Origin of the sequence: Streptomyces sp. NBC_01235, assembly GCF_035989285.1 — a bacterium.
Taxonomy (GTDB): Bacteria; Actinomycetota; Actinomycetes; order Streptomycetales; family Streptomycetaceae; genus Streptomyces.
Genome location: NZ_CP108513.1, coordinates 5,503,117 through 5,527,515, shown reverse-complemented (window position 1 = coordinate 5,527,515; position 24,399 = coordinate 5,503,117). Strand labels below are relative to the sequence as shown.

The 24,399-nt window shown below is 70.7% G+C and carries 22 protein-coding genes, 5 tRNA genes, 3 pseudogenes and 1 riboswitch; of the genes and pseudogenes, 16 read left to right on the top strand and 14 right to left on the bottom strand.

All coding sequences use genetic code 11. The annotated features are described in order from the left end of the window. Positions 1–60 precede the first annotated feature (60 nt). From OG289_RS24540 to OG289_RS24525, 4 genes are all read right to left on the bottom strand, one after another. Positions 61–134: transfer RNA gene (locus OG289_RS24540), tRNA-Phe, on the bottom strand. A gap of 24 nt (positions 135–158) precedes the next feature. Then, positions 159–233: transfer RNA gene (locus OG289_RS24535), tRNA-Asp, on the bottom strand. 38 nt (positions 234–271) lie between these two features. Next, positions 272–344, bottom strand: a tRNA-Glu gene (locus tag OG289_RS24530). A gap of 80 nt (positions 345–424) precedes the next feature. Beyond that, positions 425–2,050, bottom strand: coding sequence for a metallophosphoesterase family protein (locus OG289_RS24525; protein ID WP_327316189.1), 1,626 nt, complete (start codon positions 2,048–2,050; stop codon positions 425–427). A gap of 85 nt (positions 2,051–2,135) precedes the next feature. Here OG289_RS24525 and OG289_RS24520 point away from each other — a divergent pair, with 85 nt between their 5' ends. The 5 genes and pseudogenes from OG289_RS24520 (at position 2,136) to OG289_RS24500 (ending at position 7,779) form a co-directional block, all read left to right on the top strand. Beyond that, positions 2,136–2,486 (top strand): metallopeptidase family protein, encoded by a 351-nt coding sequence (locus OG289_RS24520; protein ID WP_109004752.1) that lies wholly within the window; start codon positions 2,136–2,138, stop codon positions 2,484–2,486. A 129-nt stretch (positions 2,487–2,615) separates the two neighbouring features. Continuing rightward, complete coding sequence (locus tag OG289_RS24515) at positions 2,616–3,191, top strand: hypothetical protein (RefSeq protein ID WP_327316188.1); 576 nt, start codon at positions 2,616–2,618, stop codon at positions 3,189–3,191. Positions 3,192–3,495: 304 nt separating this feature from the next. Further along, positions 3,496–5,796 (top strand): DEAD/DEAH box helicase, encoded by a 2,301-nt coding sequence (locus OG289_RS24510; RefSeq protein ID WP_327316187.1) that lies wholly within the window; start codon positions 3,496–3,498, stop codon positions 5,794–5,796. Between the two features lie 163 nt (positions 5,797–5,959). Continuing rightward, a pseudogene (locus OG289_RS24505) lies at positions 5,960–7,507 on the top strand (amino acid permease); the annotation flags it as partial. 199 nt (positions 7,508–7,706) lie between these two features. Beyond that, positions 7,707–7,779: transfer RNA gene (locus tag OG289_RS24500), tRNA-Lys, on the top strand. 34 nt (positions 7,780–7,813) lie between these two features. On the opposite strand, the pseudogene OG289_RS24495 reads toward OG289_RS24500, so the two are convergent. Beyond that, a pseudogene (locus OG289_RS24495) lies at positions 7,814–8,359 on the bottom strand (site-specific integrase); the annotation flags it as partial. Here OG289_RS24495 and OG289_RS24490 point away from each other — a divergent pair. Then, positions 8,279–8,560 carry a sensor histidine kinase gene (locus OG289_RS24490; protein WP_327316186.1) on the top strand — a complete coding sequence of 94 codons (282 nt, stop codon included), beginning with the start codon at positions 8,279–8,281 and terminating at the stop codon, positions 8,558–8,560. The pseudogene OG289_RS24495 and the gene OG289_RS24490 overlap by 81 nt on opposite strands. A gap of 29 nt (positions 8,561–8,589) precedes the next feature. On the opposite strand, the gene OG289_RS24485 is transcribed toward OG289_RS24490, so the two are convergent. Genes OG289_RS24485 through OG289_RS24475 form a run of 3 tightly spaced genes read right to left on the bottom strand, consistent with a single transcriptional unit; the run spans position 8,590 to position 11,224 of the window. After that, positions 8,590–9,768 (bottom strand): MFS transporter, encoded by a 1,179-nt coding sequence (locus OG289_RS24485; protein WP_327316185.1) that lies wholly within the window; start codon positions 9,766–9,768, stop codon positions 8,590–8,592. Then, the gene (locus tag OG289_RS24480) at positions 9,765–10,340 is read right to left on the bottom strand and encodes a Chromate resistance protein ChrB (RefSeq protein WP_327316184.1); all 576 of its coding nucleotides are present in this window, start codon (positions 10,338–10,340) and stop codon (positions 9,765–9,767) included. Before OG289_RS24480 ends, OG289_RS24485 begins: the two co-directional genes overlap by 4 nt. Positions 10,341–10,387: 47 nt before the next feature. After that, positions 10,388–11,224 carry an undecaprenyl-diphosphate phosphatase gene (locus OG289_RS24475; protein ID WP_327316183.1) on the bottom strand — a complete coding sequence of 279 codons (837 nt, stop codon included), beginning with the start codon at positions 11,222–11,224 and terminating at the stop codon, positions 10,388–10,390. Positions 11,225–11,332: 108 nt separating this feature from the next. Here OG289_RS24475 and OG289_RS24470 point away from each other — a divergent pair, with 108 nt between their 5' ends. Further along, positions 11,333–11,722, top strand: coding sequence for a BlaI/MecI/CopY family transcriptional regulator (locus tag OG289_RS24470; RefSeq protein ID WP_327316182.1), 390 nt, complete (start codon positions 11,333–11,335; stop codon positions 11,720–11,722). 14 nt (positions 11,723–11,736) lie between these two features. Continuing rightward, positions 11,737–12,678, top strand: coding sequence for a M56 family metallopeptidase (locus OG289_RS24465; protein WP_327316181.1), 942 nt, complete (start codon positions 11,737–11,739; stop codon positions 12,676–12,678). A gap of 633 nt (positions 12,679–13,311) precedes the next feature. On the opposite strand, the gene OG289_RS24460 is transcribed toward OG289_RS24465, so the two are convergent. Beyond that, a complete protein-coding gene (locus OG289_RS24460) occupies positions 13,312–13,671 on the bottom strand; it encodes a hypothetical protein (protein ID WP_327316180.1) in 360 nt (119 codons plus the stop codon). A gap of 640 nt (positions 13,672–14,311) precedes the next feature. On the opposite strand from OG289_RS24460, the gene OG289_RS24455 reads away from it, so the two are divergent. Beyond that, on the top strand, positions 14,312–14,650 hold the full coding sequence (locus tag OG289_RS24455) for a MerR family transcriptional regulator (RefSeq protein ID WP_327316179.1): 339 nt from the start codon (positions 14,312–14,314) through the stop codon (positions 14,648–14,650). A 256-nt stretch (positions 14,651–14,906) separates the two neighbouring features. On the opposite strand, the gene OG289_RS24450 is transcribed toward OG289_RS24455, so the two are convergent. Next, positions 14,907–15,206, bottom strand: coding sequence for a hypothetical protein (locus tag OG289_RS24450; RefSeq protein ID WP_327316178.1), 300 nt, complete (start codon positions 15,204–15,206; stop codon positions 14,907–14,909). 82 nt (positions 15,207–15,288) lie between these two features. Here OG289_RS24450 and OG289_RS24445 point away from each other — a divergent pair, with 82 nt between their 5' ends. The 3 genes from OG289_RS24445 (at position 15,289) to OG289_RS24435 (ending at position 17,303) form a co-directional block, all read left to right on the top strand. Continuing rightward, on the top strand, positions 15,289–16,083 hold the full coding sequence (locus OG289_RS24445) for a DeoR/GlpR family DNA-binding transcription regulator (RefSeq protein WP_327316177.1): 795 nt from the start codon (positions 15,289–15,291) through the stop codon (positions 16,081–16,083). A 189-nt stretch (positions 16,084–16,272) separates the two neighbouring features. Further along, complete coding sequence (locus OG289_RS24440) at positions 16,273–16,638, top strand: DUF4406 domain-containing protein (protein ID WP_327320789.1); 366 nt, start codon at positions 16,273–16,275, stop codon at positions 16,636–16,638. Then, positions 16,635–17,303, top strand: coding sequence for an NUDIX domain-containing protein (locus OG289_RS24435; RefSeq protein WP_327316176.1), 669 nt, complete (start codon positions 16,635–16,637; stop codon positions 17,301–17,303). Before OG289_RS24440 ends, OG289_RS24435 begins: the two co-directional genes overlap by 4 nt. 206 nt (positions 17,304–17,509) lie before the next feature. On the opposite strand, the gene OG289_RS24430 is transcribed toward OG289_RS24435, so the two are convergent. Together OG289_RS24430 and OG289_RS24425 are read right to left on the bottom strand one after the other, a co-directional pair. Next, the gene (locus tag OG289_RS24430; protein ID WP_327316175.1) at positions 17,510–18,151 is read right to left on the bottom strand and encodes a GTP cyclohydrolase II; all 642 of its coding nucleotides are present in this window, start codon (positions 18,149–18,151) and stop codon (positions 17,510–17,512) included. Positions 18,152–18,279: 128 nt separating this feature from the next. After that, the gene (locus tag OG289_RS24425; RefSeq protein WP_327316174.1) at positions 18,280–18,813 is read right to left on the bottom strand and encodes a MarR family winged helix-turn-helix transcriptional regulator; all 534 of its coding nucleotides are present in this window, start codon (positions 18,811–18,813) and stop codon (positions 18,280–18,282) included. Between the two features lie 73 nt (positions 18,814–18,886). On the opposite strand from OG289_RS24425, the gene OG289_RS24420 reads away from it, so the two are divergent. The 4 genes and pseudogenes from OG289_RS24420 to OG289_RS24405 all read left to right on the top strand — a co-directional run. Beyond that, positions 18,887–20,014 carry a dihydrofolate reductase family protein gene (locus OG289_RS24420; protein ID WP_327316173.1) on the top strand — a complete coding sequence of 376 codons (1,128 nt, stop codon included), beginning with the start codon at positions 18,887–18,889 and terminating at the stop codon, positions 20,012–20,014. 69 nt (positions 20,015–20,083) lie between these two features. Continuing rightward, positions 20,084–20,157, top strand: a tRNA-Met gene (locus OG289_RS24415). A 287-nt stretch (positions 20,158–20,444) separates the two neighbouring features. Beyond that, positions 20,445–20,611, top strand: a riboswitch (cyclic di-AMP (ydaO/yuaA leader). A 9-nt stretch (positions 20,612–20,620) separates the two neighbouring features. Next, the gene (locus tag OG289_RS24410) at positions 20,621–21,655 is read left to right on the top strand and encodes a M23 family metallopeptidase (protein ID WP_327316172.1); all 1,035 of its coding nucleotides are present in this window, start codon (positions 20,621–20,623) and stop codon (positions 21,653–21,655) included. A gap of 111 nt (positions 21,656–21,766) precedes the next feature. Next, positions 21,767–21,925, top strand: a pseudogene (locus OG289_RS24405) (aldo/keto reductase); the annotation flags it as partial. A 13-nt stretch (positions 21,926–21,938) separates the two neighbouring features. On the opposite strand, the gene OG289_RS24400 reads toward OG289_RS24405, so the two are convergent. Both OG289_RS24400 and trmB read right to left on the bottom strand, forming a co-directional pair. Next, entirely contained in the window at positions 21,939–23,450 is a 1,512-nt protein-coding gene (locus tag OG289_RS24400) for a PrsW family glutamic-type intramembrane protease (protein WP_442819099.1), read from the bottom strand. Between the two features lie 55 nt (positions 23,451–23,505). Next, on the bottom strand, positions 23,506–24,348 hold the full coding sequence (trmB, locus tag OG289_RS24395; protein WP_327316171.1) for a tRNA (guanosine(46)-N7)-methyltransferase TrmB: 843 nt from the start codon (positions 24,346–24,348) through the stop codon (positions 23,506–23,508). Between the last annotated feature and the right edge of the window lie 51 nt (positions 24,349–24,399).

Here is a 24,399-nt window from a genome sequence, read left to right as displayed (position 1 = left end):
CTCGCCTGACGCGGAGCGACGAAAACCCCCTCCAGTTGCCCGGAGGGGGTTTCGTTCTTGTGGCTGGGGCCGGGGTCGAACCGGCGACCTATCGCTTTTCAGGCGATCGCTCGTACCAACTGAGCTACCCAGCCACGAGGTTTCACGTGAAACCTCAGCGGTCCTGACGGGATTTGAACCCGCGGCCTCCACCTTGACAGGGTGGCGAGCACTCCAAACTGCTCCACAGGACCAAGCTGTTGTGTACGACAGTGTCGCACACGGTGTTGCGTGCCCCCAACGGGATTCGAACCCGTGCTACCGCCTTGAAAGGGCGGCGTCCTAGGCCGCTAGACGATGAGGGCTATCGGCCCGCCTGGGCGCTTCTCAGCGCGTCGGGGACGTGAGAAGCATATGGGATGGCGGGAGGTATCGCCAAAACGGTTTACGGGGCCGTCCTGGAGGGGGTTCGGGACGGTGTTTCGGAGGCGGTTCCGGAGGGGGTTTCGGAAGGGGTGAGGGGCGGGCTGGGGGAGGGGGTGGGAGAGGGACTGGGGGACGGGGCCGCGCCCGGCTGGTTCTCCTTCGGGAGGTGGCGGCTGACCTCGGCAGTCGTCAGGCCCAGGCCGCCCAGCTTGATCTCGTCCCAGGCCTGGAGACGGTGGGTGTCGCGGTCGAAGTAGAGGATCGACGCCTCGATGGGGTCGGGGTACTTGCCCTCGACGGCCCGCAGGCCGCTGCCGCCGGTCGAGCCCTCGACGCGCAGGCGGGTGCCCTTCTTCATGACCTCCATCTCCTCGTGGTGGAGGTGGCCGGCCAGGACGAGGGGCACCTCGCCGTCCGTGCCGCGGGCTGCGGAGGGCTCGTGGGCGATGGCCACGTCGGCCGGGGTGCCGGCGGCCTTCTGTGCGCGCAGGGCCTGCGCCAGGCGGGCGCCTGCCGCCTCCTGTGTCTCGGTGGCGCCCGGCACGGTGGAGCGGTCGGGGGTGAACTGGGGGTCGCCGATGCCCGCGAAGCGCAGCCCCGCGACGTTGATCGCGCGGCCGTCGTCGAGGACGCGCACGTTCTTCATGCGCTCCAGGTAGCGCTGGGTGAGGAGCGAGTCGTGGTTGCCCCTGACCCAGACGTAGGGCGCGCCCAGGGTGGCGATGGGGTCCAGGAAGCCGTTCTCCGCGGCCGTGCCGTGGTCCATGGTGTCGCCGGAGTCGACGATCACGTTGACCCTGTACTGCTCGACGAGCGAGGCGATGATCTTCCAGCTCGCGGGGTTGAGGTGGATGTCGGACACGTGCAGGACGCGGACGGTCGTCGGGTCCGGCTGGTAGGCGGGGAGCGTGGAGGTGACGTCGTAGAGCTTGGTCACGTTGGTGACCAGGCGGGCGAGTTCCTGCTGGTAGACGTCGAACTCGGTGACGATGCTGCGCGCGTTGCCGACGAGGGAGGGCGCGGAGGACAGCAGGCCCGAGAACCGCGGTTCCAGTACCGAGTTGGGGTTCCAGGTGCCGTACGCGGTCGCGCCCGAGGCGGCCAGGAGGGTGAGGGCCAGGCCGCCGGCGGCGAGCGCGCGGCGGGGGCGGCGGTAGACGGCCAGGCCGAGGGCGGTGGCGCCGGAGACGACGGCGACGCAGGAGCGCAGCGCCAGGTCGAGGGTGCCGTGTTCGACGTCGCGGGTGACTTCGTCCTGGAGGCCGGAGAGGCGTTCGGGGTGGTCGACGAGGGCCTGGGAGCGGACGGGGTCGAGCTGGTCGACGTTCACGTCGAGGCGGAACGGCGCGTTGTGGCTGTCCAGGGTGAGTGCGCCGAGCGGGGAGACGTTGATCTTCGTGCCGCCGGTGACGGACGGGCGCAGGGTCATGGTCGTGTTCATGGGCCCGACGGGGACGCGGACATTGCCGACGATCAGCAGGCCGAGCCAGGCGCCCACGAGGACGACGGCGGTCAGGCCGAGGGCGCGGGCCCAGGGGTTGGGGCGGGCGGCGAGTTCGGGGACGGGGTTCCTGCGGTTCCTGCGGTTCCGCTGGGTGGGCTTGAGGCGGTTCAGGGCTGCGGCGGGGACGCGGGCGCGGGCCATTGGTGCCGTATGCCCCGGTCCGGGCGTTGGTATGCGGACGGTTCGTGCCCTCCGTACAGCGGTGTCGTACCGGACAATGGGGCCTGTGCTGGAGATGACGCGCGAGGAGTTCGAGGAACTGGTCGCCGAGGCGCTGGACCGGATTCCGCCGGAGTTGACGCGGCTGATGGACAACGTCGCGGTGTTCGTCGAGGACGAGCCGCCGGCGGACGATCCCGAGCTGCTCGGGCTGTACGAGGGGACTCCGCTGACCGATCGCGGGGAGTGGTACGCCGGGGTGCTGCCGGACCGGATCACGATCTACCGGGGGCCGACGCTGCGGATGTGCGCCTCACGGGAGGAGGTCGTCGCGGAGACCGAGGTGACGGTGGTGCACGAGATCGCCCATCACTTCGGCATCGACGACGCGCGGCTGCACGCCCTCGGCTACGGCTGAGCCGGTCGATGGGTTGTCGGGGGAGCCGTCGGTGAGCTGTCCGGCGGGGGTGGGTGTCCCGCGCGTGTCTTCTTGACGGCGGCGGGAGTTGGACACGTCGACTCTTACGTCTGCCCCGGAGGTGGCCCCGTGCGCCCCTTGTACGTACCCGTTCGTCTGGCCGCGACGGTCATGGCCGTCGCCGCGGCCGCCGGCTGTATGAGCGTGGGGGACGAGGAGGGGGGCCGGGCCAAGCCCTCGCACTCGGCGGGGCAGCACGGCGGTGAGGCGCCGGACGGGGGTTCGGCGGGCGCGGGCGGCGGCTTCGGGATGGGTGCGGCGGGCGGCGACGGCAAGCACGGGCACGGGCATGGCGACAAGGGCAGGGCGAGCGCGTCGGCGTCCGCCTCGGCCCCGCCGTCGGCGGGTGCGAGCGCGCCGGCCTCGGCGGGGGCGGTGCCGCCGGGGAAGAGCGAGAAGCCGGGGGCGCCGACGCCGACCAGGGCGCAGCCGTCGGCGCCCACGCGTTCGCCGGAACCCGAGTCGCCCGCGCCCTCGCCGGAGCCACCGTCGCCCTCGCCGGAGCCGACGATCGCCGAGCCGTCGGCCTCGGCGCACGAGGGCGGCGGAGGGACGGCGCCACAGCTGGCGGAGCGCGAACCGGCGCCGGAGGCGGCACCGGAGGCGGCACCCGAGGCGGTGCCCGAGGCGGGTTCGCCGGCCTAGGACGGGACCCTGGCCCGATCCGGGGCAGGACCCAAGGCCGGTTCGGAGGACGACCTCAGAACGGCAGGGTCCGGGGCCTGGATGGCTGCTGAGCTGCGGTGATGAGGCTCAGTTTGCCTTCGGTGGCAAGGGTGCGTATGGTAGTAGATCGTTTGATCCCATTTGCCCGGCGCCACCGCAGAGCGCGCCGTGTGGCGCGTACTCTCCCTTGCCGTGGCGGACCGCATCGAGGCGGTCGTAATGCAATGCGAACACGGAGTTGACGGGCGCGTGCCGACGAGACTCCGGAAGGTTTCGCATTCGCATGTCCATTTCCAGTACTGATCACGCCGTCGTGCCCGAGAGCAACGACGAGGCGATCGAGCTCATCGAGGTCACCGAGACCGAGGTCGAGGCCGCAGAGGCTTCTGCCGAGAACTCCGAGGCGACCTCCGAGCTGACCTTCGCCGACCTCGGGCTCCCCGAGGGCATCGTGCGCAAGCTCGCACAGAACGGCGTGACCACTCCCTTCCCGATCCAGGCCGCGACCATCCCGGACGCCCTGGCCGGCAAGGACATCCTCGGCCGTGGCCGCACCGGCTCCGGCAAGACCCTCTCCTTCGGTCTGCCGACCCTGGCCACGCTGGCCGGCGGGCACACCGACAAGCGCAAGCCGCGCGCCGTCATCCTCACGCCGACGCGTGAGCTGGCGATGCAGGTCGCGGACGCGCTCCAGCCCTACGGCGACGTCCTCGGCCTGAAGATGAAGGTCGTCTGCGGCGGTACGTCGATGAGCAACCAGATCTACGCCCTCGAGCGCGGCGTCGACATCCTCGTCGCCACCCCGGGTCGGCTGCGCGACATCATCAACCGCGGCGCCTGCTCCCTCGAGAACGTGCGGATCGCCGTCCTCGACGAGGCCGACCAGATGTCCGACCTGGGCTTCCTGCCCGAGGTCACCGAGCTGCTCGACCAGGTCCCGGCCGGCGGCCAGCGCATGCTGTTCTCGGCCACGATGGAGAACGAGATCTCCACGCTGGTCAAGCGCTACCTGAGCAACCCGGTCACGCACGAGGTCGACAGCGCCCAGGGCAATGTCACGACCATGTCGCACCACATCCTGATCGTGAAGCCCAAGGACAAGGCGCCGGTCACGGCCGCGATCGCCTCCCGCAAGGGCCGCACCATCATCTTCGTCCGCACCCAGCTCGGCGCCGACCGTATCGCCGAGCAGCTGCGCGACTCCGGTGTGAAGGCGGACGCGCTGCATGGCGGCATGACCCAGGGCGCGCGCACCCGCACGCTGGCCGACTTCAAGGACGGTTACGTCAACGCGCTCGTCGCGACCGACGTCGCCGCCCGCGGTATCCACGTCGACGGCATCGACCTGGTCCTGAACGTGGACCCGGCCGGCGACCACAAGGACTACCTGCACCGCGCGGGCCGCACGGCGCGTGCCGGCCGTACCGGCACGGTCGTCTCCCTGTCCCTGCCGCACCAGCGCCGTCAGATCTTCCGTCTGATGGAGGACGCGGGCGTCGACGCCGGGCGTCACATCATCCAGGGCGGTGCTGCCTTCGACCCGGAGGTCGCCGAGATCACCGGCGCCCGGTCGATGACGGAGGTCCAGGCCGAGTCCGCGGGCAACGCGGCGCAGCAGGCCGAGCGTGAGGTCTCCCAGCTCACCAAGGAGCTGGAGCGCGCGCAGCGCCGGGCGACCGAGCTGCGCGAGGAGGCCGACCGTCTGGTGGCCCGCGTGGCGCGTGAGCGCGGCGAGGACCCGCAGGCGGCTGTCGTCGCGGCCGCCGAGGCGGTCGTCGAGCAGAACGCCGTGGCGGAGGCGCCGACCGAGGCCGCGGTATCCGAGCAGCCCGCCGAGCGTCCCGCGTACGAGCAGCCGCGTCAGCGCCGTGACGAGCGGGGCAACTACGAGCGCCGTGACGACCGTCGCGACGACCGCGGTGGCCGTTCCTTCGAGCGCCGCGACAACGACCGTGGCGGCTTCAACCGTGACGACCGCGGTGGCTTCAACCGTGACCGCCGTGACGGCGACCGTGGCGGGTTCCGCCGTGACGACCGTGGCGGCCGTTCCTTCGAGCGCCGCGACAACGACCGTGGCGGCTTCAACCGTGACGACCGCGGTGGCTTCAACCGTGACCGCCGTGACGACCGTGGTGGCGCCGGCCGTGACGACCGTGGTGGCCGTTCCTTCGAGCGTCGTGACGAGCGTCCCGCGGGCGGTTTCAACCGTGACCGTCGCGACGACCGCCGTGACGACCGTCGGGACGAGCGTCCCTCCGGCGGCTTCCGCCGTGACGAGCGTCCCACGGGCGGCTTCAACCGTGACCGTCGGGACGAGCGTCCCTCCGGCGGCTTCCGCCGCGACGACCGTCAGTCGGGCGGCTTCAACCGCGACCGTCGCGACGACCGTCCGTCCACCCACCGTGGCAGTGACCGTCCGTTCAACCGTGACCGTCGCGACGACCGCCCGGGCTTCCGCTCCGGCGGCCACGACCGCCCGTTCGGCCGCCGTGACGACCACCGCGGCACCGGCACCGGCTCCGGCTCCGGCTCCGGCACCCCCGGCCGCCGCGACGACAAGCCGCGCTGGAAGCGCAACGGCTGACACCGGCTCATGTGAGTGATGCGTGGCCCCCACCGAACATCGGTGGGGGCCACGGCGTTTTCGAGGCGCGGGTGAAGATCGACTCGCCCAGCAGACCTGCAAGGGCACTTTCTGGCCAAGTTGTGACGTGTGTCACGCCCCTCCGGAGGGAATTGCTGGGGGCATGACAGATGACGCCATGGCGAGTGGGCGGTCTTCCGGGAATCTCTCGGACGAAGAGCGGCTGGCCCAGCTCGGTTATACGCAGGTTCTCGCCCGCCGCATGTCGGCGTTCTCCAACTACGCGGTCTCCTTCACGATCATCTCGGTCCTGTCGGGCTGTCTGACGCTGTATCTGTTCGGCATGAACACGGGCGGACCGGCGGTGATCACCTGGGGTTGGGTGGCCGTCGGTCTGATGACGCTGTTCGTGGGCCTGTCGATGGCCGAGATCTGCTCGGCGTATCCGACGTCGGCGGGCCTGTACTTCTGGGCGCACCGGCTGGCGCCCCCGCGATCGGCCGCGGCCTGGGCCTGGTTCACGGGCTGGTTCAACGTGCTGGGGCAGGTAGCGGTGACCGCCGGAATCGACTTCGGGGCCGCGTCCTTCCTCGGCGCGTACCTGAACCTCCAGTTCGACTTCGAGGTGACGCCGGGCCGGACGGTTCTGCTCTTCGCCGGGATCCTGGTCCTGCACGGTCTGCTCAACACCTTCGGGGTGCGGATCGTCGCGCTGCTGAACAGCGTCAGCGTGTGGTGGCACGTGCTGGGCGTGGGAGTCATCGTCGGGGCACTGGCGTTCGTCCCCGACAAGCACCAGTCGACGTCCTTCGTGTTCGGCGAGTTCGTCAACAACACGGGCTGGGGCAGCGGGGTGTACGTCGTCCTGCTCGGCCTGCTGATGGCCCAGTACACCTTCACCGGCTACGACGCCTCCGCCCACATGACGGAGGAGACGCACGACGCGTCGACCGCCGGTCCGAAGGGGATCGTGCAATCCATCTGGACGTCGTGGATCGCCGGCTTCGTCCTGCTGCTCGGCTTCACGTACGCCATCCAGTCCTACGACGCCGCCCTCGCCTCGCCGACCGGCGCGCCGCCCGCCCAGATCCTGCTCGACGCGCTCGGCGCGACTGCCGGCAAGCTGCTGTTGCTGGTGGTGATCGGCGCCCAGTTGTTCTGCGGGATGGCGTCGGTGACGGCCAACAGCCGCATGATCTACGCGTTCTCGAGGGACGGGGCGCTGCCGTACTCCGGCCTCTGGCACACCGTCAGCCCGCGCACCCGCACACCCGTCGCGGCGGTCTGGCTGGCGGCCGGCGGCGCGCTGGTGCTGGGCCTGCCGTACCTGATCAACGTGACCGCGTACGCGGCCGTCACCTCCATCGCCGTCATCGGCCTCTACATCGCGTACGTCATCCCGACGCTGCTGCGGGTGCGCAAGGGCGAGGCCTTCGAGCGGGGCCCGTGGCACCTGGGCCGCTGGTCGAAGGCGATCGGCGTGGTGTCGGTGGCGTGGGTGGCCGTGATCACCGTCCTGTTCATGCTGCCGCAGCTCTCCCCCGTCACCTGGGAGACCTTCAACTACGCCCCGCTCGCCGTCCTCGTCGTGCTGGGCTTCGCGGGGGTGTGGTGGCAGGTCTCGGCCCGGGACTGGTTCCTCAACCCCGAACACGAACGGACCATCGCCCGGGAGGCGGCACGGGCACAGGCGCGGGCGGGAACCGGTCCGGCCGCCTCAGCGGGTCCGGCGGATTCAGTCGGTCCGGCGGGTCCGGCGGGTCCGGCCGGTGTGACGGGTCCGACCGGTCCTCGGCCGAAGGATCTGTGACCGATCTTCGCCCCTCCGCGTACCTCGGCGTGGCCGTGTCCGCGATACCCGATCGGAGACACGGCCACGTCCGGCTATGCTCGGGGAGGCAACATCGCCTGGGCCCTTAGCTCAATTGGCAGAGCAGTGGACTTTTAATCCATTGGTTGTGGGTTCGAGTCCCACAGGGCCTACTGGCGCAGGGGAGGGCAAACCCCTTCTGACCTGCTACGCAGCGTCCGGGTCGGCTTCGGTCGACTCGGGCGCTTCCTCGTTTTCGAGCCATTGCGTGAGCGATGCGTGAGCGGATGCGCTCGTGGCCTGCGGATCGGCGGTTGATCCGTTGGCTGCCGGGCGAGACCGGGGAACGAGCTTGGCGGCCTTCTCGGCGATCTCACGGTCCAGCTCAGGGAGCAGGCTCGTGTACGTGTCCGAGGTCAGCGTGATGGTGGAGTGCCGCAGCCTCTCCTTCACCGTGTGGATGTCGCCGCCACCTCCGTGCGTGAGCGTCGCGGTGACGTGGCGTAGGTCCCGCAGGGTTATGGCTGGCAGGTCCGTCGTGGCGAGGATGCGGCGGAACGTCTCGGAGACCGTCTCGGGGTGGAGCCAGGAGCCGTCTTCCTTCGTGAAGACCTTGCCTGTGTCCTGCCAGGCGCCGCCCCACTGCGCGCGCTCCTTCTCTTGGCGGGCTTTGTGGTCGCGCAATTCGGAGATGGTCGTGCTGTCGAGCGCGATCGTGTTCGCGCTGTCGTCCGTCTTCGGCTCCGACTCGTAGAGGACCAGGGCCCTGGATTCCCGCCCGAGTTCCTGCCGCACGCCTTCGACCGTTTCACCCGCGCCGAGACCAGCCGTACCACCCCCGGATCGGGTCTCGGCCTCGCACTCGTCGCCGCGGTCGCCGCCTCGCACGACGGCTTCGCCTACGCCGAGAGCAGCACGTCAGGCGCCGTCGTCGCGCTCGACATCGCCTGCTGAGAGGGCCTGCCTCGTACGACCGGTCGGTGTCATGCCGTTCCGGAGCGGCGGTGGACGAGGCCGAGCGTCGCTCCGGCGGCGAGCAGGACGGCGAGTGTCGCGTAGCCGTGGGTGAGGGTGGTGAGCGTGGCCACGGCGGCGACCAGGAGCGGGCCGCCCGCGTCGCCGAGTTCGCGGCCCAGTTCGGCGGCACCCATGGTCTGGCCGAGACGCTCGGTGGGAGTGGAGGCGGCGAGAGCCGCGAAGCCGAGCGGGGTGATCAGGCCGGTGCCGATGCCGATCAGGGCCGCGCTGGTCAGGACGCCGACCGGTCCCGGGAACATGGCACAGGCAAATCCGACGGCGGCGGTCAGCAGCCCGGCGGTGATGCCCGTGCGGGTGGTGAGGCGTCCGTCGTCCAATGCCCGGCCCGCACGCGGCTGCACGAGCGCGGCGCACGCGGCAAGCACCGACACCGCCGCGCCGGTGGCCACCGTGCCCAGCCCGGCCGCCCTGCCGGAGACGGGCAGGAAGTCCACGCCGACGGACAGCGCGGCGGTGGCGGCGGCCAGTGCACCGGTGGGGCCGAGGAAGGCCGGGTCGGCGAGGCGCCGGGCCAGGTCGAGCACGGTCTGCCGGGTTTTAGGCAGCGGGGGCAGGGCGGGGACGGCGAGTGCGGCCCAGGCGGCGACCGCCGCGCCCAGCACGGCCAGGACGACGAACAGCAGCCGCAGACCGCCGGCCCACACCAGGACGCCGCCCAACAGCGGGCCCAGGGTGTAGCCGATCGACTTGTAGAAGCCGTAACTGCCGAACGCCCGGCCGTGCTTGGCGGCCGGGTTGAGGCGGGCGACCAGGGCGGAGGCCGACGGGGAGAAGGCCGAGGCTGCGGCGCCCTGGCCCAGGCGGGCCGCCCACAGCCAGCCGGGGCTGTCCGCGATGGCGTACACCGCGGACGCGGCGGCGAAGGCGACCAGCCCGCCGAGTAGCACCGGGCGGGCGCCGATGCGGTCGGCCAGCGTGCCGAAGACCGGCTTGAGCAGGACCTCGGCCCCGTCGTACAGCGCAAGCAGGCCGCCGAGCACCATGAGGGAGGTGACCGCATCACCGGAGAAGCCGCCGAGGTTGGCGGCGATGCCGTGCGCGCCGAAGGCGGTGGTGAACCCGGCTGCGTACAGGGGCCACATCTGCCGGGCGGGCGCTGCCTGGGAAGCCGCCGTCGCGGTCATCGATCCTGCTCCGGGGTCTGGTGCAGGGCACGGAAGACCCGCTCGGCGTAGTCCTCGCAGGCGGCCGTGCACTGCTTGAGGCGCTCAGCGGCCTGGGTCGCCTCGGGGGCGCCGAACACATCCCGCGCGGTGAGGTCGCGGTGCCAGCGGCGCAGCCGCTCCAGGGACTGTTCCTCTTCCTCCAGCTCGGCCAGCGTGAACTTGGCGATGCGGATCTCCTTGGCGACCTCCGCCTCGAACTTGCCGCAGTCCGCCAGGAACTCCGCCCAGTCCTCCGAGCGCGCGGCGGTGAACATGGCCTGCAAACGGGCGGCATCCTCGGGACCGCGCCCGGACGCGTTCAGGGTCACCGCGTGGCCGCCGGACTGCTCGGTGAGTTCGATCGCACGGGCGGTGCCGGCCGTGAAGACGGGCACGTCGGGTACGGCCCAGATGCCCTGGCCGAGCGAGAGCGCGCCGATCTTGCGCAGCTCCCGCCAGACCGCGACCCGGTGCCGTGAGGGCTCTGCCGGGAGCTTGATCACGAGGACGAGCCAGCGGCTTCCGGGTGGTTCCCTGTTGGCTTTCGTCACGCCGTGGAATGTAGCAGGCGTTACATCCAGTGCCGTACGAAAGCGGGTCAGGCGTTGAGCGCCCCGGTCGCCAGGAGGCCCAGCAGCCCCACCCCGATGACGATCCGGTAGATCACGAAGGCGTTGAAGGAGTGCTTGGCCACGTACTTGAGCAGCCAGGCGATGGAGGCGTACGCGACCACGAAGGAGACGGCGGTGCCGACGGCCAGCGGCACCGCGCCGACCCCGGCGCCCGCGGCGTCCTTCAGCTCGTACAGGCCGGCGCCGGTCAGGGCGGGGATGCCGAGGAAGAAGGAGAGCCGGGTGGCGGCGACGCGGTCCAGGTCGAGGATGAGCGCGGTGGACATGGTGGCGCCGGAGCGGGAGAAGCCGGGGAAGAGCAGGGCGAGGATCTGCGCACTGCCGACCAGCATCGCGTCCTTGAACGTGACGTCGTCCTCGCCGCGCTTGTGCCGGCCCATCTGGTCCGCCGCCCACATCACGCCGGATCCGACGATCAGCGAACCCGCGACCACCCACAGCGAGCCGAGCGGCCCCTCGACGAGCTTCTTGGCGGCCAGGCCGACGACCACGATCGGGATCGTGGCGTAGATGACCCACCAGGCGAACTTGTAGTCGTGGTTCTGGCGTTCCTCACGGTTTCTGAGGCCGCGGCCCCAGGCGGAGACGATGCGCGTGATGTCCTTGAAGAAGTACAGGAGTACGGCGGCGATCGCGCCGACCTGGATGACGGCGGTGAAGCCGACCACCGAGGTGTCGTCGACCGGTATGTGCATCAGCCCCTCCGTGATCTTCAGGTGGCCGGTGGAGGAGACGGGCAGGAACTCGGTCACCCCCTCGACGACTCCGAGGACGGCGGCCTGACCGATGCTGATGGCGCTCATATGGGACCGATCTGTGTGACACACTCGGGGCGCGGATACTTTTACACGGGAGTAAAACTCCTACACGGGTGTAGAAGATAGAGGGCGATGCAGGAGAACGACAAACCCATGGCAGCCGATACACAGGGGCGGGGTCCGAAACGGGCGAACGGCGCCCGGGAGACCGAGCTCCTCGACCTCCTCCAGCGGGCCGGCACAGCCCTGACCCCGGGCGAGGTGACCGAACGCCTCGGCGACGAGCTGACGTACAGCAGCGTGGTGACGATCCTCACCCGCATGCACACCAAGGGCCTGCTCACCCGCACCCAGCGCGGACGGGCCTACGCCTACGCCCCCGTCACCGACGACGCCGGCTTCGCCGCCCGCCGCATGCGCACCGTTCTGGAGGAGCGGCCCGACCGAGAGGCCGTGCTCGCCCGCTTCGCCGACGGCCTGTCCGACACGGACGCCGACCTGCTGCGCCAACTGCTCGACCCCGAGCAGGAATCCAACCGGTAAGAGGCGACACACGAATGCGGATCGCCGTCTATCTGCCGCTGCTGCTCTCGCTCATCGCCCCGCTCGGGGCCCGGCCGCTGTCCGAGCGGTGCGAACCCCGCCTCGCGACCTGGCTGCTCACCGCCACGGCGCTCGTCCTGGGCGCGGCGAGCATGATCTCCCTGGGCCTGCTGGCCGTCACCGGCCTGATCCGCATCCCGCAACTGGCCGGCCTCGGCCACTGGTCGGCGCACACCGCGCAGCACGACGCCCCCGCCCAGCTCTCCGTCGCCCTGATCGCCGGTCTGCTCCTGGGCGGCACTTTGCTCACCGCCGTGCGCATGCTCTGGCGCCGGGTCCGCACGTTGGCCGCCGCCGCGCTGGACGCCGCCTGCATGCCCACCCGCGACGGCACGGTCATCGTCGACGACGAGGCGCCCGACGCCTACGCGCTGCCCGGACTGCCCGGCCGCGTCATCGTCTCCACCGGCATGCTGCACACCCTGGACGAGACCGAGCACGGCATACTCCTCGCCCACGAACGCGCCCACCTCGCCGCCCACCACTACGCGTTCGTAGCCCTCGCCCAGCTCGGCGCCTCCGCCAACCCGCTCCTGCGCCCGTTCGCCACCGCCGTCACCTACACCATCGAGCGCTGGGCCGACGAGAACGCCGCCACCACCACCGGCGACCGCCGTCGTGTTGCCCGCACCGTCGGCAAGGCCGCCCTCGCCACCCACCGCGCCCCGGCCCTCGCCCGCGCCGCGGACGCCACCCTCGGCATCCGTGGCCACCGCGGTCCCCTCGCCGGTGCGGGCCCGGTACCCCGCCGTGTCGCCGCGCTCCTCGCCCCTCCTCCGGGACGCCACCCCGCTCTCATGGCCGCGACCGCAACCGTCCTCGTGGCCGCGGTGCTCGCCACCGCCGAAGCCACCCACGACCTCCACCTCCTGCTGGAGACGGTCGGTGCCTGGTAGCGGCCTTTGTTTTCCCGTCGAGACGCCAATGCTCTGATGCTGCAGGTCAGCTGCCTGTCATGCGTGAGCGATGCGTGAGCGGATGGTGCGGCACGAGCCGTCACGGGCCGCACGGCGCATCACGGCGCCCGTGGTCTGACCAGCCGGTTCCGGACACCGAAACACCGGACCCCCTCTGACCTGCTGCGCAGCGCCTGAACCGACTTCGGTCGGGTCGGGCGCTGCTTCGTACCCAGGCCGCTGCGTGAGCGATGCCCCCCGGTCGCGTCGCTGTCCGCTGCAACTTGTCGACGTCGATGGCGTCGAGTTGCTCGCGGTGTTCCTTGCTGCGTGCCTGGACGTATGCGCGCGAACCTCGGCGGGTTCACCGGCGAGCATCTGGTCCATGTGCTCGCGGATGTACCGCTTGAGGTTGATGTCCAGCAGTCCGTCACACCGGTCGGGCGCTGCCCCGCAGGCGTCAGCTCAACGACGGAAGAACGCCGGTCGTTCGGGTTGGGTCGCTGCGCACACCAGCCGTCTCGCTCCAGCCGGTCCCTTGAGCCGAACACGCGGTGAGTGCTCTACCGGCGCGCGCCGGTAGAGCACTCACCGCGTGCCGTGCCGTTCTCGGCACGACGGCGGGTCGGTAGGTCAGTGGTCGGAGTAGCTGAAGTCGCCGATGGTCCAGGCGCTGACGTCCTCGATCGCAACGCGGTACATCCCGCCCGTCTCCGGGATCCCCACCGTGCCCTGCAGAATCCGGGCGACATGGAAGTGCAGATGCGTGGGCGGCCCGTCCTTCTTCGTGGGGGTGTCGAAGACGGCGGAGAACTCGCCCAGGCGGGCGGAAGTCGTCAGCACCTCCGACACCCTCTGCCGCCACATGGCTTCGGGGGCCAGTCGGCCGGTGATGACCGCACCACCGGTGACCACGGTCAGGGGCATCTGATTGCTCTGCCCGGACTCCACAAGGGCGGCGATGTCAACGATCAGCTCGTCAGGCTTCGGCATGAGATCGGATTCTATGCACCAGCCCGTCCGGGCGGGCCGAGCGGGAGATACCTCATCGCCGAGCGCATCAAAATCTGTGCTCGCCGGAGTAGACATTGGCTGCTCGCGTGATTATGGTTTCTCTCGTAGCCGAGAGATCGAGCAAGGCCCGGCAGACACGAACTGCCAGGCAGCAGTACCCGCATGACGGTGCGGCGGTGGAGTGTCGAAGCCAGGTTGTTTGCAGGACGGCGACGGGACTGACGGCCGGACCGGGTGGCCCGCAGTGATCAGGGGCCACCGTGAGCAGGACCGCGGTTGACGCGGTGGAGTACCAGCAGTTCGCGGTATCAGCGGTACCAGCAGTACGCAGTGCCCGTTTGGCAAGTGATTGGTTCAGAGGGAAGAACGGAGGGGTCGAGCGCCATCAGGATCGCCCGGGCGGAAGGCTGCGCCCAGGCACCGCAGGACATCGATAGTGAGGTGGTCTCCGGTCGCGTATCCACGATCCCCGCACACCCGTCGGCGTATCGGACGGCTGTGCGGAAACATGAGGCCGGTGCAGTACTAGGGCCGGCAGATGGTGTTTGCAATTCCTTCGGGGCCCTGGTGCCGTACGGCACCAGGGCCCCTCGACGCGTGCATTCCACAGAGAGGTGAGATGACAGTAGACGACTCGCTAGGCCGTCTCGACGATGACGACTACCCTGCGTACACGATGGGCAGGGCAGCCGAACTACTCGGTACCACTCCCGGTTTCCTCCGCGCCATCGGCGAAGCGCGACTGATCACACCACTGCGCTCCGAGGGCGGACACCGTCGCTACTCGCGTTACCAACTGCGCATCGCGGCCCGCGCGCGTGAACTCGTCGACCAGGGAACCCCGATCGAGGCCGCATGCCGGATCATCGTCCTCGAAGACCAACTCGAAGAAGCTCAGCGCATCAACGCCGAGTACCGCCGCGCCGGCGGATCGTCCACTCCATCAGCCGAGGCTTGAGGCGGGCGTGCTCGCCGGCATCGGCGGGACCTCGCACACGCGCACGCCCGGCACGCGACGCGGGAGCCCTCTGTGGTGACGGCGCGTGCGGACGCGTGGCGTCTGTTCTGACCTGGACTTCTTAATCCATTGTTGTGGGTTCGAGTCCCACACGCCTGCGGAAACGCCCCCAGCTCAGAGGTACGTCGAGCTGGGGGCTCGCCCGTGTCGGACCCCGCCCTGGTCTGTGCCGGCCCGTCGGGTCGGCCTGCCGCACTCAAGCCAGCCGGTAGACGGCATGGTCCGGGTCCGGTCTCACGATCAGGCCCTCGTCGGCGAGTTCGCGCAGCTTGCTGCGGGCTTCCTTGCCGGCGGCCTCGTCGTTCGTCGGCTCGTACCCGGCCACGCGCAACGCGAGCACGGCACGCCGCGTGTCCCAAGTGCCGCCCAGGGCCTGAATCACGGCGGCCAGTGCTTGCTTGTGCGTCAACGGCCTGTCGGTCATCGCATCCTCCCCCTCCAGAAGCGGCCACAGCATGGCAGAGACACGGCGCGCATCGCCGATGAACTGAGGCATCACCTCCAGGCGGCGACCGCTGACCTCGGTCGTACGAACAGTTCGATGTTCGTTCGCTCATCGGCATGGTAGAAATGCCGTCATGGATGTCGCCGACCGTCTCGACCTGACCCTGCGCCTCGTCCAGGGGCAGGACCCCGGGCAGCGGATCTCCGTCGCCGAGCTCGCTCAACGGCTCGGGGTCTCGGAGATGACTGTGCGCAGGGATCTGGACGCGCTGGAGCGGCAGGGGCTGGTGCGGCGGGTGCACGGTGGGGCCGTCGCCGGGCGGCCGCGTGCCGAGGGCGGCGGCTTCGAGGCGCGGCAGGCGTGGCAGGCGGCGACGAAGGACCGGCTCGGCGCGGCCGTCGCCGGGCTGGTCGAGCCGGGGTCGCGGGTGTTGCTGGACGCCGGTACCACGACCGTGCACGTGGCCGAACACCTTGCCGCGCGGGGCCCGTTGACCGTCGCGGTGCTCAGTCTCCAGGCGGCGCTACGACTGGCCGACCGGCCCGGCATCGAGCTGCTGGTCGTGGGTGGCCGCTCACGCCCCGGTGAGCGGTCCCTCGTCGGGCCGCTGGCCCTGCGCACCCTGGAGTCCCTGGCCTTCGACGTGTTCGTGATGTCGATCGGCGGGGTGCACGCCGTGCACGGCTGGTCGGAGTTCTCCCTGGAGGACGCGGCCGTCAAGCAGGCGGGACTCGGCCAGGCCGCCCGTACGCTCGCCGTCGCCGACGCGACCAAGCTGGGCGTGCGCGCGTTCCGTCAGGTCGCTCCGCTCGACGCCGTGCACACCTTCGTCACCGACGCCGCCGCGGCCGACCCCGCCACCCATCCCGGCGGCCCCGAGACCCTGGACGCCCTGCGCGAGTCCGGCGTCGAGACCCGTCTGGCCTAGACCCTGGGCCTCCTAGACCCCTGGGCCTCCTAGACCCCCGGGCCTCCTAGACCCTCGGATACCCCTGGACGCCGCCGAGTCCTTCCATGGCCCCCGAGCCCCGAGCCCCGAGCCCCGAGCCCCAAGCCCCAAGCCCCAAGCCCCCTAGACACCCCTTAGACACGCCCTGGGAGACCCGTGACACCGCTGATGATCCTGGTCGCCGGCCCGTACCGTTCCGGTACCGGCGACGACCCCGCGAAGCTCGCGGCCAACGTAAGGGCCATGAACGAGGTCGTCCTCGTGCTGTTCCGCGCCGGGCATCTGCCCGTCACGGGCGAGGCGCTCGCGCTGCCTCTGCTGGAGGCGGCGGGCGGCGCCGCCCCCGGCGACCCGCTCTTCGAGGAGCTGTTCCACCCCGTAGCCGAACGTCTGCTGGACCGCTGCGACGCGGTGCTCCGCGTCGGCGGGCCGTCGCCGGGAGCTGACCGCATGGTCGACCGGGCCCGCGCTCTGGGCAAGCGGATCTACGCCGACCTCGCCGATGTCCCGACCCCCGCAGGGAGCCCCGCATGACCGTCGGCATCGACACCCCCGACCCCCGCGGCCGTACGGGACTCGACCGCCAGGGACGCGACCTCACCGGCAACGACCGCGTGCGCATCCTCGACGTCGAGGTCCTCGCCTGCGACTGGTCCGTCCTGCGCCGCACCACCTTCGACTACCGGCACAGCGACGGCCACTGGAGCCGCGAGCGGCGCGAGACGTACGACCGGGGCGACGGCGCGACGATCCTGCTCTACGACCCGGACCGGCGTACGGTCCTGCTGACCCGTCAGTTCCGACTGCCCGCGTACGTCAACGGGCACCCCGACGGCATGCTGCTGGAGACCGCCGCCGGACTCCTGGACGGTGACGACCCGCAGGAGGCGATCCGCCGTGAGGCCGCGGAGGAGACCGGACGTGCGGTCCACGACGTCGAGCACGTGTTTGACGCGTTCATGAGCCCCGGCTCGGTCACGGAACGGCTCAGCTTCTTCGCCGCCCCCTACGACGCCTCCGCCCCCGGTGTCGACACGGCGGGCGTGGCGGCCGAGGGCGAGGACATCACCGTCGTCGAACTCCCCTTCACCGAGGCCCTCGGCCTCGTCCGCACGGGCGCGATCGCGGACGCGAAGACCATCATGCTGCTCCAATGGGCGGCACTGGACGGCCCGTTCGGGCCCGAAGAGAGGCGTTGAGGCGGCCATACGGCCGCGGGTCGACGGCATGCGGAGGACGGAGCTCGGCACCCCGGACGAACTACGGGTCGGGCTGAACTGCCGAAGGGGAGGGCCCCGGCCTCGACGCGCGGCGCGCCGGCCACCGCGGTTTCTGGAGCGGAGACACCTGGTCCCGGACTCAGTCGACGCTCGGCCCATGCTCGGCCCACGTTTCAGCCCACGTTTCAGCCGACGTTCAGACCCGTGAGGTCGCCCAGCGGCAGCGTGTGCTGGGTCTGGAGGACCTTCGCGCGCAGGTAGCGGACGTTGTGCGGGGTCGTGAAGACGCCCGTGGGGACCCGGTCCTGGACGTCGATGCCCAGGTCCCGCAACTGGCCGGCCTTGTCGGGGTTGTTGGACAGGAGGTCCAGGCTCGTGATGCCCAGCGCGCGCAGCATCTGGGCGGCGGCCGTGTAGTCGCGGCCGTCCTCGGGCAGGCCGAGCGCGGCGTTCGCCTCGTAGGTGTCCAGGCCCTGGTCCTGGAGGGCGTACGCGTCGAGCTTGTTGTAGAGGCCGATGCCGCGGCCCTCCTGGCGGAGGTAGAGCAGGACACCGCCCGTCGCGGCTATGCGCTCGACCGCCTCGCGCAGCTGCGGCCCGCAGTCGCACCGCGCGGAGCCGAAGACGTCACCGGTCAGGCACTCGGAGTGCAGCCGGACCAGCGGGGTGGCGCCGGGCGCCGGCTCGCCGAGGACGACGGCGACGTGCTCCTGGCCATCGGCGAGGCCGTGGAAGGTGACCAGTTCGGCGTCGACGGAGTAGCCGTCGTGGAAGCGAAGCGGTACCCGGACGCGGGCGCGCTGGGTGGCGGCGGGGGTGTCGGGCATGCGGGTCTCCCGGGTCCGTGGTGAACGGTGGCACACGGTCGGCTTCTGCTTCAGATTTGAAGCAGATCCCGACGAACCGAGACCCTACCCCATGCTTTAAATTTGAAGCAACCGAATTGTGATGTGGCTCATGAGGTCTCGGAGGTCCCGGAGCAGGGCGACGACCGCCGGCGCCAGGGAAGATCCTCGGGCGTGATCTCGCCGCTGTCGTCTCCCTGGAACCCCCGCACGACCTGCGTGAAGATCTCCTCCAGCTGTCCCACCTGTTCGGGGGTGAGCCGGGCGAAGAGGGAGGCGCGGACGGTGTCGACATGCCCGGGTGCCGTGTTCTCCAGGACCGTCATGCCCTCGTCCGTCAGGACCGCGACACTCCCGCGCTTGTCCCAGTGGCAGTCCTCGCGCCGCAGCAGCCCGTCCTTCTCCAGGCGGGTCACCGCGTACGTCAGCCTGCTGCGGGTGATCTTCAACTGCTCCGCGAGGTCGGTCATCCGCAGGCGCCGCTCCGGTGCCTCGGAGAGGTTGGCGAGGATGGAGTAGTACAGATGAGGCATGCCGGCCTCCTGCTGGAGCTGCCGGTCGATCGCGTCCTCGACGAGGAGGTACCCGGCGACGTACGCGCGCCAGGCGCGCTGCTCCTCGGGGGTGAGCCAGCGAGTCGTCATGCGACCAGTGTAGGTTTGTTTCAAACTTGAACCAAGAGGGCCACGTCAACCCACTGCACCGGGGAGCGCGCCGATGCCGTACCCGTACGTCCTGCTGTCCGCCGCCGTCTCCCTCGACGGCTACCTGGACGACACCACCCCCGAGCGTCTGCTCCTCTCCAGCCCCGCCGACTTCGACCGCGTCGACGAGGTACGGGCCTCCGTCGACGCCATTCTCATCGGCGCCGGGACCATCCGCGCCGACAACCCCCGGCTCCTCGTGAACTCCCCGGAGCGCCGCGCCGCCCGCATCGCCGCGGGGCGGCCGCCGTACCCCCTCAAGGTCACGGTCAGCGGCTCCGGCGACCTCGATCCCGCGGCGAACTTCTGGCACACGGGTGGCGAGAAGGTCGTCTTCACGACGGCGAAGGGCGCCGAGCGGGCCCGCGCGCTCGGGATCGCCGCGGACGTCGTCCCGCTCGGCCCCGAACTGGACTGGCGTCGCCTCCTCGAACACCTGCACGATGTGTGCGGCGTACGGCGTCTGATGGTCGAGGGTGGCGGCACCCTCCACACCCAGCTGCTCCAGCAGGGCCTCGCCGACGAACTCCAGCTCGTCCTCGCCCCGCTCTTCGTGGGCGACCCGGACGCGCCCCGCCTCTTCGGACCCGGCGGCTACCAGGGCGGACGCCTGCGCCTGGTGGAGACGCGGCGCATCGAGGACGTCGTCCTGAACCGCTACGAGCCCACCGCCCCCGGCACCGGACCGCTCCCCGCCGCGGCCGACCGTCACTGGCTGGCCCTCGCCTGCGAGCTCGCCGCCCAGTGCCCCCCGTCACAGACCGCCTTCAGCGTCGGCGCGGTGATCGTGGCCGCCGACGGTACGGAACTGGCGCGCGGCCACTCCCGCGAGGCCGGCGACCCGGTCGTGCACGCCGAGGAGGCGGCCCTCGCCAAGCTCGACCCCGCCGACCCCCGCCTGCCCACGGCCACCGTCTACAGCAGCCTCGAACCCTGCGCCCGCCGCTCCTCCCGCCCCTCCCCCTGCGCCCGTCTCATCCTCGACGCGGGCGTGCGGCGGGTGGTCACCGCCTGGCGTGAGCCGGACACCTTCGTGACGGAGGCGGACGGAACCGGGCTCCTGACGGCCGAGGGCGTGGACGTCCTCGTACTCCCGGAGTACGAGCGGCGGGCGAAGGCTCCGAACCGGCATCTGGAGTGAGGTGACGGAGGGGGCGGGGGACCGTGGTGTTTGACGTCCCGGAAGTAGCGTAGACTGGAGTCACAACGACGCGGGGTGGAGCAGCTCGGTAGCTCGCTGGGCTCATAACCCAGAGGTCGCAGGTTCAAATCCTGTCCCCGCTACTGAAGGCCGAGGGCCGGAATCCGAAAGGGTTCCGGCCCTCGGTGTATGTCCAGGGATATGCGGTCAGTTGATGCGCGGCCGGTTGGTTGTGCCGGGCCGGTTACTGTGCGTTCACTGTGCTTTGGCGTGCCTTGTTCGGCAACTCGCCCGTTTTTCACCGGTCATGCGTCGAAAGTCCAGGCCAAAAATGTTGTTGATCAAGGGGAAGAGCTTGGAAACCGGCCCCTAGGTCTATTAACGTTCGATAACGCAGCGCGGTCGTCCCAGCCGGCACAAGAGTCGGCTCCGTGCGCACGTGCCGAATCCCGTAAGGGAACCGGGGAACCACCACCTTGGGGTGAATCACGCGGAAGCCACCGTGAACTCGCGGAGTCCACGGCAGGTATACGCGCGTAGGAGACCTTCCCGCTCCGAACCCGTCAGCTAACCCGGTAGGCGACGGAAGGAAAGGAGTACGCCCGCGTGGCGTCCAACCGGCCTGCCCCAGAAGCCCCGTTCGTGCCGAGCCAGCGGTCCACCGAGACCTTCGGCTACGGCGACTACCGTACCGACGAGGGCCCCTGGGAGGAATGGAACCCCACCGCGGAGTCCATTCGCCCGGTACGCGGCAAGCACCGCGTCGCCAAGCAGCGCGGCGGCGGGTTCGCCCGCAGCTCCACCGTCCTCGGCGTCGGCGTCATAGCCGCCGTCAGCGCGGGCGGCATGGCCAGCGCCAACACCGGCAAGGCCCCGGTCTCCATCTCCATGCCGGACCTGCCCGACGTGGGCTCGCTCATCTCCGACGACGAACCCGCCCGGGACGCCGCGCCGGCCCTCGCCAACTTCGGCTCCGAGACGACCGACGACAGCAGCCAGAGCGCCTCCGACGCCGGTGAGGCCCTGCGCAGCCGGATCATGGCGCAGGCCGAGTCGCAGCAGACCCAGATCGAGACCAAGGCCCAGGCCGCCGCCGAGGCCGCCGCGGTCAAGGCCGCGACCGACGCCGTGGCCAAGGCCGAGAAGGAGGCGGAGGCCAAGGCCGCCGCCGCCAAGGAGAAGGCCGCCGCGGAGGCCAAGGAGAAGGCCGAGGCCGCGCGCCTGGCCGAGCTCGCCACGCAGTACACGCTGCCGACCTCGTCGTACACGATCACCTCGACCTTCGGTCAGGCCGGCTCCATGTGGTCCTCCGGCTACCACACCGGCCTCGACTTCGCCGCTCCCACCGGTACGCTCATCAAGGCCGTCCACAGCGGCACCATCACCGAGGCGGGCTGGGCCGGCTCCTACGGCTACCGCACCATCCTGACGCTGGACGACGGCACTGAGCTCTGGTTCTGCCACCAGTCCTCGATCAGCGTCAGTGTCGGCCAGAAGGTCAGCACCGGTGACGTGATCGGCCGCGTGGGCGCGACCGGCAACGTGACCGGGCCCCACCTGCACCTCGAGGTCCACCCGAACGGCAGCTCCGACGGCGTCGACCCGATGGCCTGGCTGCGCAGCAAGGGCCTCAACCCCTGAGTCGTCCCTTCGGGGAACACCCGTAATACCCGAAACTCCGAACACCCGGAACACCCGGAACACCCCTGAGGGTCCCCCTCGGGGGTGTTCACATGTTCTTTGCGTTGCCCGGTCGCCACGGTCGCGCCGGCGTGGCTCGCCGCACAGCCCACGGTGGCCGTGCCGATCGCGTCCGCGCGGACGGTCGAACAGCTGCCGGCGCGGCCGGCGGTGGCGGGGCTGGAACTGACCGACGCGGAGGTCACGAGGCTGACCCAGACCTCGGCCTGAACCCTACGACCGGCTACGACTGGTAGGGGTTGGACGCCGGATACGGCTGTGCGGGATACCCGTAGCCATGCCCTGCGGGATACCCGTACCCCGGCCCGTGTGCTGCGGGATACCCGTACCCCGGCCCGTGTGCTGCGGGATACCCGTAGCCATGCCCCGCGGGATACCCGTACCCGTACGCCTGCCCGGCCGGGTGCCCGTATCCGGCGGGGTGGCCCTGACCGTGCCCCTGACCCGGCCCCTGGCCGTACCCGTACACCCCGTACATCGGCCAGGGCGGCGCGGTCACCCGGACGGGCGGGGCCGTCATCCGGGCGGCGTGGTCCAGTGCGGGCCGGGCGACGTCCTTGCGCCGCCACAGCTCGTTCAGCAACTCCCGTTCCCGTACGAGGAAATCGGCGTTCGCCCGCCCCTGCCGACCGCGGTGGCGCAGGAACGCCAGGGACGTCGCGTACGCCTCGTACCGCGCCACCTCCCGCGCCGCCGCTTTGCCCAGGTGGCGGCCGGCGTACACCCGGGCCACCCGCCGGGCCCGCATCGAGCCGAGCGCGAACGGCTCGGCCGGGGTGAGCCAGCCGGCGGCCGCGTAGGCGGGCAGTTCCTCGCGTACGGTGCGCAGCTCGCGTTGGCGCGTCCACACCACCAGCCAGGTCAGCAGCCCGAACGCGGGCACCATGAACGCTGCGTACACCGCGAAGAAGCCGAAATCGCCGAACGTCGAGGAGCCGTTCCACAGGGCGTGCATGCCCATAGCGAGGAGCAACCCGGACAGCGGGAGCAGTACGCGCCGCAGGTGCTGACGGTCCCCGGAGAGCGCCGCGACGCCGAAGCCGATGCCGGTCAGGACGGTGAACAAGGGGTGCGCGAACGGCGACATGATGACGCGAACGAAGAAGGTCGCGGCGGTGACGGAGGCGATGCCGCTGTCGCCGGTGAGCTGGTCGGTGCCGAAGGCCGTGCCGAGGTAGAGGATGTTCTCGGTGAACGCGAAGCCGGTGGCGGTGACCCCGGCGATGACCACGCCGTCGACGATCCCGGTGAAGTCCCGTCGGCGGAAGAGGAACACGAGGAGGATGGCGGCGGCCTTGGCTGACTCCTCGACGATGGGCGCTATGACCGTCGCCCCCAGGGTGTCCGCGCTGGACGGGTCGGCGGTCGCCGTGGCTATCCACCGGGTGGCGAAGCTGTTGGCGACGATGGCGATCAGCGCCGCCGCGCACGCACCCCAGGCGAAGGCGAACACCAGGTTCCGCCAGGGGCCGGGCTCGACCCGGTCCAGCCACCGGAAGGCGGCTATGAGCAGTGGCACGGGCAGCACCGCGAGCCCCAGCCCGACCAGGAACCCCTCCGTGCCGGTCTGCTCCCGCACCAGCGCGAGGATGACCAGTCCGGACAGCGTGAGCAGCGTGATGAGCGCCCCGTACCGCACCCACCTGCGCTGCCACCAGTGCGCGTGCCTGAGCACACCGTCCTCGGGTGCGCCGCCGGGAGGATGCGGAGGGTAGGGCGGAAACGGGGAACTGATGGCCACGGCATCGACCCTAACGAGGGAGGGGACTGTGGTGGAGGGGGTCGGGTGGTCAGTGATCCCCGGGCTGGACGCGATGCTGTACGCGACGGAAGAGCAGATCGTTCACCACGTGGCCCTTGTCCAGCCCCTGGCCCTCGAAACGGGTCAGCGGCCGGAATTCGGGCCGGGGCGCGAACCCGCCGTCGGCCTGGGTGTTCTCGAAGTCGGGGTGCGCGGTGAGCACCTCCAGCATCTGCTCCGCGTACGGTTCCCAGTCCGTGGCGCAGTGCACGATCGCGCCAGGCCTGAGCCGCGTCGCGGCCAGGTCGAGGAACTCCGGCTGGATGAGGCGCCGCTTGTGGTGGCGCTTCTTCGGCCAGGGGTCCGGGAAGTAGACGCGCAGCCCGTCGAGCGAGTCCGCCGGCAGCATCTCGCGCAGCAGGATGATCGCGTCGCCGTTGGCGACCCGGACGTTGGTCAGCCCGTTCTGGTCGGCGAGGTTGAGCAGGTTGCCCTGACCTGGCGTGTGCACGTCCACCGCGAGGATGTCGGTGTCCGGGTCGGCGGCCGCCATCTGCGCGGTCGCCTCGCCCATGCCGAAGCCGATCTCCAGCACCACCGGACGGTCGTCGCCGAACAGCTCGGCGAGGTCGACGGCGTGCCCGTCGATGTCGAGCCCCCACTTGGCCCACAGCCGCTGCAACGCGTCCGCCTGCCCGGCCGTCACCCGGCTGCGCCTTGGCTGGAAACTCCGGATCCGCCGCTCGAAGTGCGACCCGGCGGGATCGGCCTTGGGCCCGTCGGGGAACCGGGGCTCCCCCTTGGCGCGGGTGTGCCGAACGGACTCACCCGGGTGGTGCTCGCCGCCGGGGGAGGACTGGGGGGCTTCGGGGGTACTCACGGAATCAGACACAGTGGGGTCGATTTTACGGGGACCGGGCGGGCAGGCGTGAGCCCAGGCCGG